This window comes from Petrotoga sp. Shatin.DS.tank11.9.2.9.3 (assembly GCF_003665005.1).
Classification (GTDB): domain Bacteria; phylum Thermotogota; class Thermotogae; order Petrotogales; family Petrotogaceae; genus Petrotoga; species Petrotoga mobilis.
Genome location: NZ_JGVT01000001.1, coordinates 100,566 through 115,893, shown reverse-complemented (window position 1 = coordinate 115,893; position 15,328 = coordinate 100,566). Strand labels below are relative to the sequence as shown.

The window sequence follows — 15,328 nt, the reverse complement described above, 5'->3', positions numbered from 1 at the left end:
TCAAACAATCGTTTTTTTCAAGTGATTTATTAAGTTAAGAGAATACATATAATATCTATGATAAAGTGCTTATAAGCTAGCTAAATTTAAACGCAATCAAAAATTATATCACTCTTAATCTAAGAGTGAAAATAATATTTTGGTTTTCGATCTTGGAAGAGATCGTTGTATTCATTAATACGTTTATTTTGAGATTTCCTTTCATCTATTTCTGCTGTTTGAATAAAATCACCTTGCTCTGGTAATCTAAAAAGCACCTCTCCATCAGGTGAAGTCACTTGACTTTTACCCGTGAAAGAATACTCTATTTCACCGTTGATCTGGGTTCCCCAAATATTTGATGTGGCAATATAAATCTTGTTTTCTAAAGATCTAATTTTATTGGCTTCTTGACAATATGGTAAGACTAAATTGGCTGGATGCAAAATTAAATCTGCACCTAATAAAGCCAATGTTCTAAAGGATTCCGGAAAGTACCAATCAAAACAGATGGCAACTCCAACATTTATTCCGTTAATATTATCCACCCAAAAACCCGTGTCCCCCGGGGTAAAAAACAGTTTCTCTCTGAAAAACAAGTGAGTCTTTCTATATATTTTATATGTCCCATCACTTTTGATCAAAATTGATGAATTATAATACTTACCTTCATAATTCTCGTTAAAACCATATACTACACTTACACCAGTATCTTTAGAAAATTCCTTAAAAGTTTTAAAGGCGTATCCGATCCCATCTAAAGGCGACTCGTAAGTTTCTTCTACTTCTTTTTTAGAGGAAAAAGCATAACCGGTAAAAGCCAATTCTGGAAAGACTATAAAATTGCTATCGACTCCTTCGATGATCTTCATTACCTTATTTACATTTTTCTCGATCTCAAATAGTTCTGGTTTGAATTGAACTACGCTAACTTTAAACATTTTTCAACCTCCTCTTCTCTCACCCATTTACTCTACTCCAATGCACATTATATAATAAAAAGAAGAAAACTTTTGCCAACTATTTAAAATTATTGTATAATGTTAATTGTCGATTCTAAAAAACCAATTAGACAAAAGAGGGGTTTAAAAATTCTTTATAAATTTAGATATTCAAAAATTCTCTACCTGCTACCTCTAATTTTTGTTTTATTTTTATTCATATTGGGTAATTATGTGTACAGTCTTTATCCGAAAGGTATTATTGCTTATATATTTCTTGGAATAATAGTTACACTTTTATTTTATTCCATTAGAAAATTCATGCGATATCCTATTATTTATGATCAAAATAACAAAACCTTTTACGTTATCACCTCCGTATTTTCAGAAAAATATGAACATTTCAGTAAATCCTCCATAAAAGAAACGGTTATAACTTCCAGAAAAATAATAATAATTTTAAAAGATAAAACAATTATTTTGCCTAAGTATATAAAAGAACGAGATAAACTCATTTCTATTTTAAAAGGGGATAAACTTGAAGGGTAGAGAAACGGCAGCATATATAAATATTGATAAATACTTAGAAAATTTAAATTATATACAAAATCAAACAAAAGCGCATATCATACCAGTTTTAAAAGCAAACGCTTATGGACATGGTATGTTGCCTTTGGCAATGCAAGTATTTAAAGAAGGTTATAGTATGTTGGCTGTTGCTTATTTGGAAGAAGCTTTAGAAATCTTAAACCGGGGGATACACCTCCCAATTTTAATCTTTAATTACTTTAGCCCAGATGATTTTAAAGAATTATTGGAATTCGCTCATTTTTTAAGGCCAACAATTACTTCTTCTACATTTTTAGAAAAAGTATGTGATATACTAGGAAAAGATGTTGATAAATTTAAGTTCCATATCAACGTGGATACTGGAATCAACAGAATTGGCATAAAAGAGGAAAAATTACCTCAATTAATAAAGTTGATCAAAGATAGAAACATTCAAATAGAAGGCGTTTATTCTCATTTTGCCAATGCAGATGAAAAAGATGATTTTACCAGAGTTCAATTTGAAAAATATAAGGGGTTATTGGATTATATAATTGGTTCAGGCATAGATGTTGAAAAAAAACATATTTCTAATAGTGCTGCTGCCCTTTTTTTCCCAGAATACGCTTTAGATTATGTGAGGCCAGGCATTGCCACTTATGGCTTACAACCATCCACAACTTATAAAATAGATCAATTAAAACCTATTTTGGAACTAAAAAGCATTGTCGCGAACATTCAAAACCTTCAACCGAATGATACTATCGGTTATGGACGAACTTACGAAGTGCAAAAAAGGATGAAAACCGCTATTGTTCCTATAGGGTATGCAGATGGTTATTTTAGAGCCCTTTCCAACAAAGGAGAAGTTTTAATTAACGGAAAGCGATCTAAAATATTAGGAAGGGTATCTATGGATCAAATAGTTGTGGACGTTACTGATAATAATGTATCACTAGGTGATGAAGTTGTAATCATTGGGAGGCAAAAATACGATCAAATAACCGCAGAAGAAGTAGCTGAAAACGCTTCTACTATAAACTATGAAGTAACCTCAAGAATAGCTCAAAGGGTTCGGCGGATTTACATTAAGGGAGGAAAATATTTTGAATGAAGAATATTCTTTGGGAGATATAATAAAAGATAATCCGTTTCAACCAAAGGTAGCTGTAGAAAATATTACTTTAATATCTGAGTTAAAACCCACTGAAGACGCAGAAGTAGAAGGTAAAGTTGTGAGCAAAAAGCTTCAAAAAACAAAAAATGACAAAACGTTTTTATTGTTTACAATTGCCGATAAAAGTCAGTCCATTAGAGCTATCGATTGGTATAACGCAGAAGCAAACAATAACAAGATTCAAATTGGAGACGTTATAAAAGTAAAGGGGAAAATAGTTTACTTTGAAAATAGGCTTCAAATCAATATTAGTAACGAGACCAATTCAGTGCAAAAGATCAACATAACGAATATCAACCCCGAAAAGTACTTGCTATTTTCTAATAATGATCTATCAAAGTTAACAACTAAACTCGAACAATACATACAAGCCGTTGAAAATGAAGGTATCAGATCTTTATTGAAACAGATCTTTTTGGTTAATTCAAAATTAAGAGAATCCTTTCTTTTTTCTCCAGCTGCAGTGGAAGTACATCATGCCTATCCGGGAGGTTTATTGGAACATACTGTAATGGTTACTGAACTATCTTTAAGATTGTATGATCTTTATAACGAAGATAATGAGATATGCATCAATAAAGATATTATAATAGCTGGATCACTGTTGCACGATATAGGGAAAATAGAAGAATACGTTATAAAACCCAGTGGAATAGAAAAAACTGAACTAGGTGAATTAATTGGACACATACATCTGGGAACAAAAATAGTGTACGAAGAGTCAAAAAAAATAAATCCAAAAATAAAAGAATCAGATCTTAACCATATAATACACATCATCCTCTCCCATCATGGAGAAATAGAATATGGAAGTCCTGTAGTCCCAAAAACCATCGAATCATTCATAATTGGTTTAAGTGATAATGTCGACTCCAAAATCGCTCAAGTTAAAGACAATATTAGAAATACCTTACAAATAAACAAAGATCAAAGTTGGAGTGAATACGATAAAAGGCTGGCACGTAAGATAAAAATAGAAAAATACTAGCGGGAGGTAATTCAATTAATGCCCAAAAAAAGCACTAAATCCAACGGCAATAGTGGGGAAAGTAAATACGTAGTAATAGTAGAATCCCCGTCAAAAGCAAAAACAATAGAAAGATATTTAGGAAAGGAATACAAAGTAATAGCTTCAAAAGGTCATATCCGCGACTTACCTAAAAAAGAGTTTGGAGTTGATATCGAACACGACTTTGAACCTATCTTTCAAGTGATTCCCGGTAAAGAAAAGGTTATACAAGAAATCAAGAAAGAAACAAAAGGGAGAAAAGTATTACTAGCATCGGATATGGACAGAGAGGGAGAAGCTATAGCATGGCATCTTTCTCAGATTTTAGATCTTGATCCAAAAGAGAAAAATCGAATTATATTCTCAGAAATAACAAAAAATGCAATAAAAAATTCAATAAGTAATCCTCAAAGTTTAGACTTAAAAAAAGTAGATGCTCAAATAGCTAGGAGAATCTTGGACCGATTGGTAGGATATAAAATTTCACCTTTGGTTTGGAAAGTATTAAAAGATTACAAAACAAGCGCGGGAAGGGTTCAATCTGCAGCATTGAAATTGATAGTGGATAAAGAAAGAAAAATTTTTATCTTCAAACCAAAAAAATACTTCAATATCTATCTTGAGTACAAAGGTCAAAATATACCTTTAACAAAAGAAGACGGTAAAAAAATAAAACCCGAAAGCATAACAAAAATAAAGAAAGACCAGATCTTCGAATATTTGAAAGACAAGGATTTTAAACTGGTGAACGTAGAAGAAAAAGAAACAATAAGAAAACCCCCACTACCATTCATTACAAGTACGCTACAACAAGCAGCGGTTTCGACTTTTAACTGGGCTTCATCTAAAGTAATGAAAATCGCTCAAGAGTTGTATGAAGGTGTGGAAACCTCTGAAGGAAGTATTGCGTTTATTACTTATATGAGAACTGATTCTACAAGAGTTTCAAATGAAGCTCAACAGGCAGCTATTAACTATTTGGAAAAAAATTATGGAAAAGATTACGTTGGACATTACTTATCAAAAAACAAAAAATCCAATGTTCAAGATGCTCACGAGGCTATAAGGCCTACAGACATCAACATGGATGTTAACAATGCAAAAAGGTTAATTTCTTCAGACCATTTGAAGTTGTATACCCTTATTTGGAATAGATTCATGGCCTCTCAATCAGCTCCATCAAGATATTTAGAAAAAACATACACTATTGAAGACAACACCAACAAATACGCATTTGAAATAACGTCCAAAAAATGTATCTTTGATGGATTTGAGAAATTCTGGAATCCTAACAATAAAGAAGTTGATTTTGAAATAGGTAAAAATGATAAGATCACATACGACCAATTAAAATTCGAAGAAAAAGAGACTAATCCTCCAAATAGATATACGGAGGCAACATTGATAAAAGAATTAGAATCTAAAGGTATTGGAAGGCCATCAACATACGCAACCATAATATCCACACTTTTGCAGCGGAAATACGTATCCAAAATAGCAAAAAGTACCTTGAGGCCTACAACTACTGGTTTTGTAGTAACTGACTTTTTGGAAGCATATTTCCCAGAAATAGTCGACGTAAAATTCACTGCGAACATGGAAGAAGACCTTGATAAGATAGAAGACGGAAAAAACAAAAGTAAAGTCGTTCTAGAGCAGTTTTACAAAGAGTTTGAGACATTCCTTTCGACTGCATCTAACAACATAAAAAATAAAAAAGAAATTTTACACTACGAAAGTGATGTCCCTTGTGAAAAATGTGGGAAAAATATGAAATTAAATTTTGGAAGATATGGTCTATATTTATCCTGTGAAGAATGCAAGGAAACTCAGAAAATCCCAGCGGAATCATTTGGAGTAACAATTAAGGAGAAATTATACATAAAAGAATATCTACAAGAAACTTTAAAAATAGACAAAGAAGAGAATAAAATAGATGAAAAATGCCCCATTTGCGGTGGAGATCTCATATTGAAACACGGGAAATTCGGAGAATTTATTGCATGCAGTAATTACCCAGAATGTAAATACACTCGGAATGTGAAAGCGCGAGGGAAATGTCCCAACTGTGGAGGTGACATCGTAAAATTAAAAAGCAAAAAAGGAAAAACTTATTTCAAATGTAATTCTTGTAGTACCATGTATTGGAATGAGCCTTCAGAATACAGTTGCCCCAACTGTGGAGAAACCCTTTTTTACAAAACCTCAAAAGGAAAAGAAAAATTATACTGTGAAAAAGACAAAGCATACTTTGACATTGAAGAAATCAAACAACTAACAAAATAAACAGACAAAGTAAAAAAGGAGAAAAAACGATGTACATCCCAATCATTACAGGTGGGAAATCTAAAGAGAGAGAAATTTCCTTAACAAGCGCAAAAAATGTTTTTAATTCTATAAGTAATTTAGGTTATAAACCAGTAATCTTAGATTTAATAGATGATGATTTTATAAATAAAATTCAAAATTATAAATTCGCCTTCAACGTGGTACATGGAGATTACGGAGAAGACGGAAGATTACCTTCCTTATTAGAAATTTTAGGAATAGACTACACATGTTCAAACCCTGAAACATGTATAGCCACATACGATAAATTTATATTCTACTCTCTAGTTAAAAATTATATACAAATGCCTCAGACAATCCTAACCAACAAATTGATATTACCGCCCTTTGAATACCCTTTCATCATCAAACCTAGAAAAAGTGGATCGAGTAAAGGAGTATACATCATTCACAACGAAAATGAATACAAATTCTATTTAGAAAAAGATTTGAAAGAATTTCAGGAAGTTCTGGTTCAAGAATATATAAAAGGCCAGGAAATAACGATATCTTATATTCAGAAAAATGAAGAGTTCATATTACTACCAGTTCTTGAAATTATTCCAAAAAAAGAATTCTATGACTATGAAGCAAAATATACTAACGGGTTAACGGAACTCAAGCCACAGCTTAATTCACCCGAAAAAATCATACAAAAAATAAATGAAATAGGGAATCACGTTATGAAAATACTCACTTTTAAAGACATGTTTCGGATCGACGCCATCTTAAAAGACGATGAAGTTTACGTTTTGGAAATAAATACTGTGCCTGGTTTAACAGAATTAAGTGATCTTCCTACATCCGCACTAGCTGCTGGAATTAGCTTTGATGAGTTAATAAATATAATAATTAAAAACCATGTTGCGCGGGTTGCAGGGTGAAAGAGTAAAAAGCTCTTTTCCTTATGGGTGGGGAGCGGGGAGAAGGGGCGCTATAAAAAACACAAAAATGTGACTGCAAGGAGGAAAAATAATTTATGGATTTTCATGGGACAACAATATTAGGAGTAAAAAGAAACGGAAAAACTGTAATATGTGGTGATGGACAGGTAACAATGGGAGAAACAATCTTTAAAGGTAACGCCAAAAAAGTGCGAAGATTAGGCGAAGGAAAAGTAATATCAGGTTTCGCTGGATCCGTAGCCGATGCCTTGGCTTTGTATGAAAGATTTGAAGGAAAGTATAAGTCTTCACATGGCAATCTTATGAAAGCAGCTGTGGAACTGACCAAAGAATGGCGTATGGACAAAGCACTTAGAAGACTTGAAGCATTATTATTAGTCGCCGACAAAGAAAATATCTTTCTAATTTCAGGCAATGGCGAAGTAATGGAACCACAAGAAGATGCAATCGCAATTGGCTCCGGTGGACCTTATGCTTATGCTGCAGCAATGGCTCTATTGAGAAACACAGACTTAGATGCTGAAGAAATCGCTCAAAAAGCAATAAAAATTGCTGGTGAAATTTGTATTTATACGAACGATAATATCACCATGGAGATTATAGAATGAATGAACAAATTTTAGCTATTCCCACAAGAAAAATTGAAGAAAAAATATCTTCGAACAATGACAATTTTTTTAAAATAAAATTCAGCGATTTTGTGGAAATATTAGAAAGTGGTAATTTCTATGAAAGAAATGCACTCGAAAACGATTATAATTACAAACAAATCATACCTTATGTTGTGTTCAGAAACTTCCAAGACGAGATTTTAGTTTTAAAAAGGACACAAAATCAAGGAGAAAAAAGACTTCATAACAAAATATCGATAGGGATAGGGGGTCACATAAACAAAGGAGATAAGGGTATTACTATGGAACAAACTTTTTTCAACGGGATGGATCGAGAAATTAACGAAGAATTATGGATTACCAATTCATATAAATATGTTTACAAAGGAATAATCAATGATAACGATGAAGATGTATCCAAAGTTCATTTAGGTGTTCTTTTCGTCGGATTCATCGATTCTGCTAAGATTAAAGAAGAAGATAACTTTGAGAGCACTTGGATGAAAAAAGAAGAAATCGTAAATTTAAAAGATGTGAATTTTGAAGGTTGGACAAAAATTGCTTTAAATAACTTGTAAATTTCCCTTCCTTAAATGGGTGCAGCCAACTACCCTTAAGGGACAGAGGGGTCTCAGCTGAAGCGAATATAAAGGAGGTCTAAATTTATTTTATGAACAACATTTACGGAGAAAATTCAGGTAAAGGTTTTATAAAGGAAGTTCCTTTATCTACCTTTGCAAAAGCAGTAGAAAGTGCTATTTATAAAGCACCGCTTAGAGAAAACAACAAAGTTTGGTTAAGCGACTTATGGCTCATCACTTCTTTACCGGAAGATTTGATCAAAGAAACTATATCCAAATATATAGAAGAAATCGATATACCCGAAGACGTTGAAGAGATATACGACGATGAAAAAAATAAAGTTCTTTGGAAAAAATAAGTAAAAGGAGCGTTGTAATACTAATTAAAACTGGAGGGAAAATGTGAAAGTAGATTTTCATACTCATTCTACAGGATCAGACGGAAGTAACACTCCTAATGAATTATTGAATCTGGCTCTAGAAAAAAATATAGAATATCTATCTATCACCGATCACGATACCCTTGATGGAGTAAAATCTTTAGAAAATTTTAAAGATTTAAAAAAATTAAAATTTGTTCCTGGAGTAGAGATAAGCGCCGAATTTCCGAACACTCTACACCTATTAGGATACGGTTTTGATAACAATAACGAGAGACTAAATAAGGTTTTAGAAGAGCTTCAAGAGTTTAGAAAAAAAAGAAACGTTTTAATGATCGAAAACATGCAAAATCTTGGTTTTCAAATTACCCTTGAAGAACTAAAAAAAGAAGCAGGTGGAGAATTGATTGGTAGGCCCCATTTTGCTTCTTTAATGGTGAAGAAAAATTATGTAAGCAACAAACAAGAGGCTTTCGATAAGTATTTAAAGAAAGGAGCTCCTTTTTACTTAGATAAAAAAAGGTTAGAACCAAAAGATGCAATATTGTTAATTAAGGAAGCGGGTGGTGTAGTTGTTTTGGCACATCCTTATCAAACAAAACTCGATGAACAAAATCTAGATAATCTGATCAGAGAGTTAGTAGATTATGGGTTAGATGGCATAGAAGCTTATTACTCCTTGCACACCAAAGAAATGATCGAAAGGTATAAAGCACTTGCCAAAAAGTATGATTTGTTTATAACAGCTGGTTCGGATTATCATGGAACAAACAAAGCAGGGATAGAAATGGGGATTAACATCAGCAAAGAAGAATTAGAACCATTTTTAAATATTTTAAGGATGCTTTAAGATTCTTTGCATATAATAGATTTAGAAAACAATAACCCCCAATAAAATCCCCAACTTATCCCGCTTTATGCGGGGTTTTTTTATAAAAGAAATATATTTAATGGAGGTTTTTATGAAGAAAAAAAATCTGTTAATTCCGTTGTATGGTATTTTCATGGGTATTTCTGATTCTATCCCAGGGGTTTCAGGCGCTACGATAGCTTTGATACTAGGCATTTATGAGAGTTTCATATCTGCATGGTCTTTTGTTTTTTCTAATTTATTCAATTTCAAAACTTTAACGAAAAGTCGGGAACTTAGATTTTTGATATTGTTGTACATAGGTGTTTTTCTTGGAATGTTCTCAACCTTGGGACTTATAGACTTTTTAATAACTAACTACCAAACAAGTGTCTTTTCATTCTTTTCAGGTTTAATTATCGGGAGTATCTTTTTTTTAGGCTCAGATATATTTAAAAATTCTGATTTCAAAAATACGCAAAAATCTAAATACGTTTCTTTTTTTATTTCAACCGCTATTGGTTTTTTAGTTGCCTTCTATATTTCAGGGGCACAGTTTTTATTAGAACAACACGATTTTTTAATAATCTTTTCTTCTGGATTTTTGGCTATCTCTGCTATGATCCTACCGGGCATTTCCGGTGCATACGTCCTATTACTTTTGAATCAATATTCATTCATTGTAAAAGCAGTTAATGATTTTAATTTCCCTGTACTGATAACCTTTGTTTTGGGTGTTGTACTGGGATTGGCTTCCATGAGTAGACTATTGAAATGGGTGTTGGATAATTTTTACCTCACGACAATGTTTTTTTTGATGGGACTAATGGTTGGAGGATTGAGGGCTCCCATTTCAAGAATAGATAACTTTGTTAGTTTTTTAATATTTGGTTTAATTGGAGCCATAGTAATTGTAATTATCGAGAGGTTCGGTAGAAACAATAAATAATTTCACTGTTTCCTTTTTCTCTTTTTTGGTATTCCAAAAGTTTGATCAATTTCAACCTCTTTCCCCAACTCTCTATGGACAAGGGAAAGAGATTCCAACTTTATTTGATACTTTAACTTTTTATCAGACAAATAACTGGTAATCTGTCCAATGTTCTCTTTATTAATATCTTCTACCGCTAAAGTTATATGTGGAAACCAATTATCAGGAGAGTAATATTCATTAAGCTTTGAGTCATTTACATTGACCAAATTCCAAAGGTATTCGTGAAAGTTCAAAATTTCTTTTGTCGGTTTTACAGGGATGTACAAGGTTAATTTTTTGCCGGTAAATAAGGCTACACCTTCCGTTTTTATGGTTAATGAATCCAATTCTTTGGTTGCCTTTTTGAGTAACTTATTTAAATCGTTAACTTTATAATTCTCAGCAACACTCCAAGTTATATGGGGAAAAGGTACGTTGTTTTTTACCCAATTAACGCCAAAATTCTTTTCTAATTCATTCCAAAGTTTTGTTATTTTATTGTAAAAAGGTTGAGGTAGAATAGTCAAAAGAGCTTGCACGATTATCACCTTTTTTAGTGGGAGGTTTAAAAATGAGCTACAACAAAAAACGAATCATAAAGTTTCTTATCTATTATTTCTCTATTTCTGTTGGAGTTCTTTTAATATTCTATTTTTGGTTCACAAAACTTTTTTGGTTTTCTCTAGTAACTTGGATTTTTGCCACATTTGGTGTTGTTTCAATTTCTTTTTTCACTTTGATGAACCTAAGAATCGCTGAACTTCAAAATGAGTCAAAAGATGTAAAGAATAAAAATAATGAAAATGATTAAAGTGTTTATCAAACTAAGTTCAATTCGTCTTTTATTCGAACCATACCATCTATGGCTATTTTGAAGAAATCGTCTAATTCGATGTTCAGTTTGGTTATTTCTTTTATTTTTTCTCTGTCCGCTCCTCTAGCAAAAGCATTGTCTTTGAACTTCTTTTTTAATGATTTAACTGATAATTCAGCTATATCTTTGCTTGGCCTTACTAATACAGAGGCAACAATAAGCCCAGAAAGTTGATCTGCAGCATATAAGGCTATCTCAATATCTTTTTCCAACGCTTTTTTTTCGTTATGCGCCAATATAGCGTCTTTTACATCTTGATCGACCTTGTCTCCAAGCATTTCAACAGTTTTTAACGCATGATTAGCTGGATCATCTTTGGTTTCTTCGTAATCCAAGTCGTGTAGTAAACCGGTGATTTCCCATTTTTGCTCATCTTTGTTTAGATGTATTGCTAACTCTTTCATAATAGCTCCAACGGCAAGGGAATGAGTGAACAAATTATCCGTTTTTAAGTTTTGCTTTAGTAACTCAAGGGCTTCTTCTTTAGTCAAAAAAATCACTCCTTATTCAAATTTATTATAAGCAAATTTAAAGTAATAATAAAAAATTAATACAGTAAATAAAATAGCTCCAAAGATGATCCATAAACCGATTACCACGGGTGGGGTAGTGGTAAAAATTAATATTAAACATGCAACTAAACCAAAAAATAACCAAAACATGATCTTCAGATTACGCCATATTTTATTTAATTTTTCTTTCATCTTTGAATTTTGAAAAAGCAGGTCGTCCAAAGTTTCCCTATTTTCTTTATTTTGTTCTTCTAATAGTTTTATTCTATTCTCTAAATCTTCAACATTATTCTTAGCCATCCTTTTTGTGTACCTCCTTTGGAAAAAGAGATTTTTATATCATTGTAATTATTATATCACAATTTTGCAGATTTCAAAGGCCTTTCGTGCAATAAATAAGCTTTCTCAAACTTATTAACCAATCAATTAGTCTATTTAGGCATTTTCTAAATATACAAATTATTTGCCCTGTATTTTTAATAATTAAATAACCAGAAAAAATATGGTATAATTTAAGGACAAAAAGATAAAGATTTTTTATTGTTCGGGCTGCTAAAGCTTGGTTTTGAATTCTTAAAGTTGCTATAACTACTACACTTAGGAGGGAATTTGATGAAGGGAATGATCGTAGAAACATGGATGGAAACTTGGAAAAATACATATGGAGAAGATTATGTTAATCAGCTTTTAACCGAAATAGGAATTCCAAAAGATAAACACTTCTCTCCTTTCGAAGATTTGGAAGATCCAAAAGTTTTTAAACTTCTTGATTTAATGAGTAAAACAACTAATAAATCAAAAGAAGAGATCATGAAAGAATTAGGGAAAAAAAACATTTATACGTTCAAAAAATATTACCCTAATTTTTTCAGAAAAAAGGGACTTCTGTCATTTTTATCAACCATGAATGACGTTCATAAATCGTTGACAAGGAGAATAAAAGGAGCCAAACCTCCCGCGATTGAATTTGAAATCATAGATAGCAACTCAGCCTACATTACCTATCGTTCTTTCAGAGATATGAGATACTATTTCTTAGGATTGTTGGAAGGTTCCGCCGAGGTTTTTGGTGAAAAAATTGAATATGAGATTATTGATCAAGGAAACACTGATCAGGGAAGTTTTCTAAAAATAAAATTAAAAAGCGAGAAACCATACGCAAAAATCAAGAAGGCAAGGTTTTTCACAGCTATGAGCTTATCATTAATGAAAATGTTTTTCACTTCTCTAACTTTTTATACAATAATCATTGTCTTTTTATTATCTTGGCTTTTTACTTGGATTTTAGGAAACCATTGGTATACATTTTTAATTACAGGTATCTTATCTGGAGCGTTTATTCTTTCGATGGGTAATTATTTCAAAAGGTTATTTTCTTCTTCTTCAGAAGGGTTGCAAAATTTAAATAACCTCGAATATGATAAACCTGTACTTTTAAAGGGAGAAAAAATGCTTGAAAAGCATTCTTTAGAAATTGATAATTTGAGAAGCAATTTTAATGGTATTTTTATTCAATTAACTGGAGATATAGAAGAAATAGAAACCTTTACTGAAAAAGTTGGCGAAAGAGCTGAAGAAATGAAGGAAATAAGTGACTCAATAGGAGAACTAGTTGAACAGGTGGCTATAAGTTCGGAACAAATCGCTCAAGATGCCGAATCAATATCAAATGTAGTTGAAGTAAATGTAAATACAATACAAAGTATCATATCTAGAGAAGATCAGATGGTAGACTCTTTGGAAAATGCTGTCAAAAGAATCAATGATTCCTCTTCAAAAGTAGAAGCATCCTCAAAAGAAATAGAAAATATGAGCGAAAGATTCAATAATTTAGTGAAAGAAAGTGATAAGTTAGAAGAGGATACTAAAGAAATTCTTAAGGTTGTTGACACGGTAAAGGGTATTGCTGATCAAACTAATTTGTTAGCCTTAAACGCGGCAATTGAAGCTTCAAGAGCAGGAGAAGCTGGCAGAGGATTTGCGGTGGTAGCTGATGAAATAAGAAAATTAGCAGAGGAAAGCAAAATAGCCGCTTCACAGATTGATAATATACTTAGTAGAATATCTTCAGGTATTCAGCTATTAACAGAAACTGTGGAAAAAGAGTTTAAGGCAATGAGAGAAGGAGCTAACAATCTAAGAATTAGCTCTCTAAATAATAAAGAATCTGCTACTAATATAAAAAATATCTCTAAAGAGATACACGAAATATTAAACGAATTAAGCAGTGAAGGGGTCAAACTAGAAGATTTAACTAAAAACACCCAAAACTTACTAGCTATATCCGAAGAAGGTTCGGCTACCGCTGAAGAAATATCTAGCTCCGTCAAAACGTTTGTAAATAATATAAAAGAAATCCTACAGAACATAAAAGAGGTGGATAGATTTATTTCTTCACTTAAAGAAAGCTTATCCAATAAGAATTGATCTTTTATTTCAAAATTATGTTATTTTTTTAATCTTTTTTTAAAACTTCCATGTTATACTTTACTTTAGATTGCGCCTTTAAAACATTTAAGAATTTTGAAAGACGATAATAAGTTTAAATAAGGGGGTAGATAACTTTGGTAGAAAGAGAAATGACAAGACAGTTTTTAGAGGATGCATTTTGTGGTGAATCCAAGGCACATATGAAGTATTTGATTTTCTCTGCTGAAGCGGAAGAAAAAGGGTTAAAAAACCTTGCAAGAATGTGGAAAGCTATTGCCCATGCTGAGTTTGTTCATGCAAGGAATCATTACAGAGCCTTGGGTTATATTGGATCAACTCAAGATAACCTCCAACAATGTATAGACGGAGAAACCTTTGAAATTGAAGAAATGTATCCAGTGTACAACAATGCAGCTAACTTTCAAGAAGAAAATGAAGCCGTAAGAACCACCTATTTTGCTTTGGAAGCAGAGAAAATACACGCAGAGTGGTACAAGAACGCAAAAAAGGTTGCAGACCAGGGTAAAGATGTTGAAGTTGGTAAAATCTTCATATGTGATGTCTGTGGTTATACTGTAGAAGGAGAAGCACCAGAAAAATGTCCTGTTTGCGGAGCTCCGAGAAGCAAATTTGTAGAATTCTAACTAGATTTTTTAAGAAAGGAGATGATTCTTTGTGTTAGGTGATGTAATTAAGATTAATGATTTCAAAAATGAAAAACATGTCCCTACAATCGATTGTCCAGACAAAGTTGAACCTAACGAAGAGTTTGAAGTAGATGTACAGATAGGTAAAGAGATTAAACATCCGAACACAGTAGAACACCATATTGAATGGATAGATCTTTTTATACAATATGATGATGATCCAAATACCGTACATGTTGGCAGATATATTTTTGGACCTGTAGTTGGGGAACCTCACGTAAAAGCAAAAATTAAGTTAACCAAATCAGGAACGTTGATCGCCCTCTCTCATTGCAATATTCATGGACTTTGGGAAAACACTAAAAAAGTTTCTGTAGGATGATTTTTGAAAATACTAAATAGGAGCTGATAAAAAATGAAAAAATACAGGTGTATGATTTGTGGATACATATACGATCCAGAAGCAGGAGATCCTGATAACGATATAGAACCAGGAACCTCTTTTGAAGATTTGCCCGATGATTGGACTTGCCCAGTTTGTGGTGCAGCTAAAGAAGACTTTGAATTACTTGAAGAATAAAA

The 15,328-nt window shown here is 32.3% G+C and carries 19 protein-coding genes; 15 read left to right on the top strand and 4 right to left on the bottom strand.

The features are described from left to right. Window positions 1-119: 119 nt before the first annotated feature. Window positions 120-920: a nitrilase-related carbon-nitrogen hydrolase gene (locus BZ25_RS00480; protein WP_121515353.1), complete on the bottom strand. Its 801-nt coding sequence runs from the start codon at window positions 918-920 to the stop codon at window positions 120-122. 234 nt (window positions 921-1,154) lie between these two features. Here BZ25_RS00480 and BZ25_RS00475 point away from each other — a divergent pair, with 234 nt between their 5' ends. The 10 genes from BZ25_RS00475 (at window position 1,155) to BZ25_RS00430 (ending at window position 10,259) form a co-directional block, all read left to right on the top strand. After that, complete coding sequence (locus tag BZ25_RS00475; protein ID WP_123821421.1) at window positions 1,155-1,469, top strand: hypothetical protein; 315 nt, start codon at window positions 1,155-1,157, stop codon at window positions 1,467-1,469. Beyond that, entirely contained in the window at window positions 1,459-2,583 is a 1,125-nt protein-coding gene (alr, locus tag BZ25_RS00470; RefSeq protein ID WP_158584810.1) for an alanine racemase, read from the top strand. The genes BZ25_RS00475 and alr overlap by 11 nt, the downstream gene beginning before the upstream one ends. Further along, on the top strand, window positions 2,576-3,634 hold the full coding sequence (locus tag BZ25_RS00465) for a 3'-5' exoribonuclease YhaM family protein (RefSeq protein WP_121515351.1): 1,059 nt from the start codon (window positions 2,576-2,578) through the stop codon (window positions 3,632-3,634). The genes alr and BZ25_RS00465 overlap by 8 nt, the downstream gene beginning before the upstream one ends. Before the next feature lie 18 nt (window positions 3,635-3,652). After that, entirely contained in the window at window positions 3,653-5,941 is a 2,289-nt protein-coding gene (gene topA, locus BZ25_RS00460) for a type I DNA topoisomerase (protein WP_121515350.1), read from the top strand. A gap of 29 nt (window positions 5,942-5,970) precedes the next feature. Further along, window positions 5,971-6,867 (top strand): ATP-grasp domain-containing protein, encoded by an 897-nt coding sequence (locus tag BZ25_RS00455; RefSeq protein ID WP_121515349.1) that lies wholly within the window; start codon window positions 5,971-5,973, stop codon window positions 6,865-6,867. A gap of 95 nt (window positions 6,868-6,962) precedes the next feature. Next, window positions 6,963-7,496: an ATP-dependent protease subunit HslV gene (hslV, locus tag BZ25_RS00450; RefSeq protein WP_012209433.1), complete on the top strand. Its 534-nt coding sequence runs from the start codon at window positions 6,963-6,965 to the stop codon at window positions 7,494-7,496. Beyond that, window positions 7,493-8,077 carry an NUDIX domain-containing protein gene (locus BZ25_RS00445; RefSeq protein ID WP_121515348.1) on the top strand — a complete coding sequence of 195 codons (585 nt, stop codon included), beginning with the start codon at window positions 7,493-7,495 and terminating at the stop codon, window positions 8,075-8,077. Before hslV ends, BZ25_RS00445 begins: the two co-directional genes overlap by 4 nt. A gap of 92 nt (window positions 8,078-8,169) precedes the next feature. Beyond that, window positions 8,170-8,439, top strand: a complete 270-nt coding sequence (locus tag BZ25_RS00440) for a hypothetical protein (protein WP_012209431.1) — start codon at window positions 8,170-8,172, stop codon at window positions 8,437-8,439. A 43-nt stretch (window positions 8,440-8,482) separates the two neighbouring features. Continuing rightward, on the top strand, window positions 8,483-9,310 hold the full coding sequence (locus tag BZ25_RS00435) for a PHP domain-containing protein (protein ID WP_121515347.1): 828 nt from the start codon (window positions 8,483-8,485) through the stop codon (window positions 9,308-9,310). Window positions 9,311-9,422: 112 nt separating this feature from the next. Next, entirely contained in the window at window positions 9,423-10,259 is an 837-nt protein-coding gene (locus BZ25_RS00430) for a DUF368 domain-containing protein (protein ID WP_158584809.1), read from the top strand. 2 nt (window positions 10,260-10,261) lie between these two features. Here the strand turns inward: BZ25_RS00430 and BZ25_RS00425 are convergent, their stop codons facing one another. Further along, window positions 10,262-10,822: a 2'-5' RNA ligase family protein gene (locus BZ25_RS00425; protein WP_012209428.1), complete on the bottom strand. Its 561-nt coding sequence runs from the start codon at window positions 10,820-10,822 to the stop codon at window positions 10,262-10,264. Between the two features lie 32 nt (window positions 10,823-10,854). Here BZ25_RS00425 and BZ25_RS00420 point away from each other — a divergent pair, with 32 nt between their 5' ends. Beyond that, the gene (locus BZ25_RS00420) at window positions 10,855-11,094 is read left to right on the top strand and encodes a hypothetical protein (protein WP_012209427.1); all 240 of its coding nucleotides are present in this window, start codon (window positions 10,855-10,857) and stop codon (window positions 11,092-11,094) included. A gap of 8 nt (window positions 11,095-11,102) precedes the next feature. On the opposite strand, the gene BZ25_RS00415 is transcribed toward BZ25_RS00420, so the two are convergent. Beyond that, the gene (locus tag BZ25_RS00415) at window positions 11,103-11,657 is read right to left on the bottom strand and encodes an HD domain-containing protein (protein ID WP_369973667.1); all 555 of its coding nucleotides are present in this window, start codon (window positions 11,655-11,657) and stop codon (window positions 11,103-11,105) included. Between the two features lie 3 nt (window positions 11,658-11,660). Next, the gene (locus BZ25_RS00410; protein WP_012209425.1) at window positions 11,661-11,969 is read right to left on the bottom strand and encodes a hypothetical protein; all 309 of its coding nucleotides are present in this window, start codon (window positions 11,967-11,969) and stop codon (window positions 11,661-11,663) included. Between the two features lie 312 nt (window positions 11,970-12,281). On the opposite strand from BZ25_RS00410, the gene BZ25_RS00405 reads away from it, so the two are divergent. The 4 genes from BZ25_RS00405 (at window position 12,282) to rd (ending at window position 15,326) form a co-directional block, all read left to right on the top strand. Then, complete coding sequence (locus tag BZ25_RS00405) at window positions 12,282-14,096, top strand: heme NO-binding domain-containing protein (protein ID WP_121515345.1); 1,815 nt, start codon at window positions 12,282-12,284, stop codon at window positions 14,094-14,096. 137 nt (window positions 14,097-14,233) lie between these two features. Beyond that, window positions 14,234-14,743, top strand: a complete 510-nt coding sequence (locus BZ25_RS10400; RefSeq protein WP_121515344.1) for a rubrerythrin family protein — start codon at window positions 14,234-14,236, stop codon at window positions 14,741-14,743. A gap of 31 nt (window positions 14,744-14,774) precedes the next feature. Continuing rightward, the gene (locus BZ25_RS00395; protein WP_012209422.1) at window positions 14,775-15,128 is read left to right on the top strand and encodes a class II SORL domain-containing protein; all 354 of its coding nucleotides are present in this window, start codon (window positions 14,775-14,777) and stop codon (window positions 15,126-15,128) included. Window positions 15,129-15,161: 33 nt separating this feature from the next. Further along, the gene (gene rd, locus BZ25_RS00390; RefSeq protein WP_012209421.1) at window positions 15,162-15,326 is read left to right on the top strand and encodes a rubredoxin; all 165 of its coding nucleotides are present in this window, start codon (window positions 15,162-15,164) and stop codon (window positions 15,324-15,326) included. Window positions 15,327-15,328 lie beyond the last annotated feature (2 nt).

Bases quoted from the DNA above. Each gene is read 5' to 3' on its own strand.
- BZ25_RS00445 (WP_121515348.1), top strand. From the start codon at position 7,493: ATGAATGAACAAATTTTAGCTATTCCCACAAGAAAAATTGAAGAAAAA.
- BZ25_RS00440 (WP_012209431.1), top strand. From the start codon at position 8,170: ATGAACAACATTTACGGAGAAAATTCAGGTAAAGGTTTTATAAAGGAA.
- BZ25_RS00420 (WP_012209427.1), top strand. From the start codon at position 10,855: ATGAGCTACAACAAAAAACGAATCATAAAGTTTCTTATCTATTATTTC.
- hslV (WP_012209433.1), top strand. From the start codon at position 6,963: ATGGATTTTCATGGGACAACAATATTAGGAGTAAAAAGAAACGGAAAA.
- BZ25_RS00430 (WP_158584809.1), top strand. From the start codon at position 9,423: ATGAAGAAAAAAAATCTGTTAATTCCGTTGTATGGTATTTTCATGGGT.
- rd (WP_012209421.1), top strand. From the start codon at position 15,162: ATGAAAAAATACAGGTGTATGATTTGTGGATACATATACGATCCAGAA.
- BZ25_RS00405 (WP_121515345.1), top strand. From the start codon at position 12,282: ATGAAGGGAATGATCGTAGAAACATGGATGGAAACTTGGAAAAATACA.
- BZ25_RS00480 (WP_121515353.1), bottom strand. From the start codon at position 920: ATGTTTAAAGTTAGCGTAGTTCAATTCAAACCAGAACTATTTGAGATC.
- topA (WP_121515350.1), top strand. From the start codon at position 3,653: ATGCCCAAAAAAAGCACTAAATCCAACGGCAATAGTGGGGAAAGTAAA.
- BZ25_RS00410 (WP_012209425.1), bottom strand. From the start codon at position 11,969: ATGGCTAAGAATAATGTTGAAGATTTAGAGAATAGAATAAAACTATTA.
- BZ25_RS00455 (WP_121515349.1), top strand. From the start codon at position 5,971: ATGTACATCCCAATCATTACAGGTGGGAAATCTAAAGAGAGAGAAATT.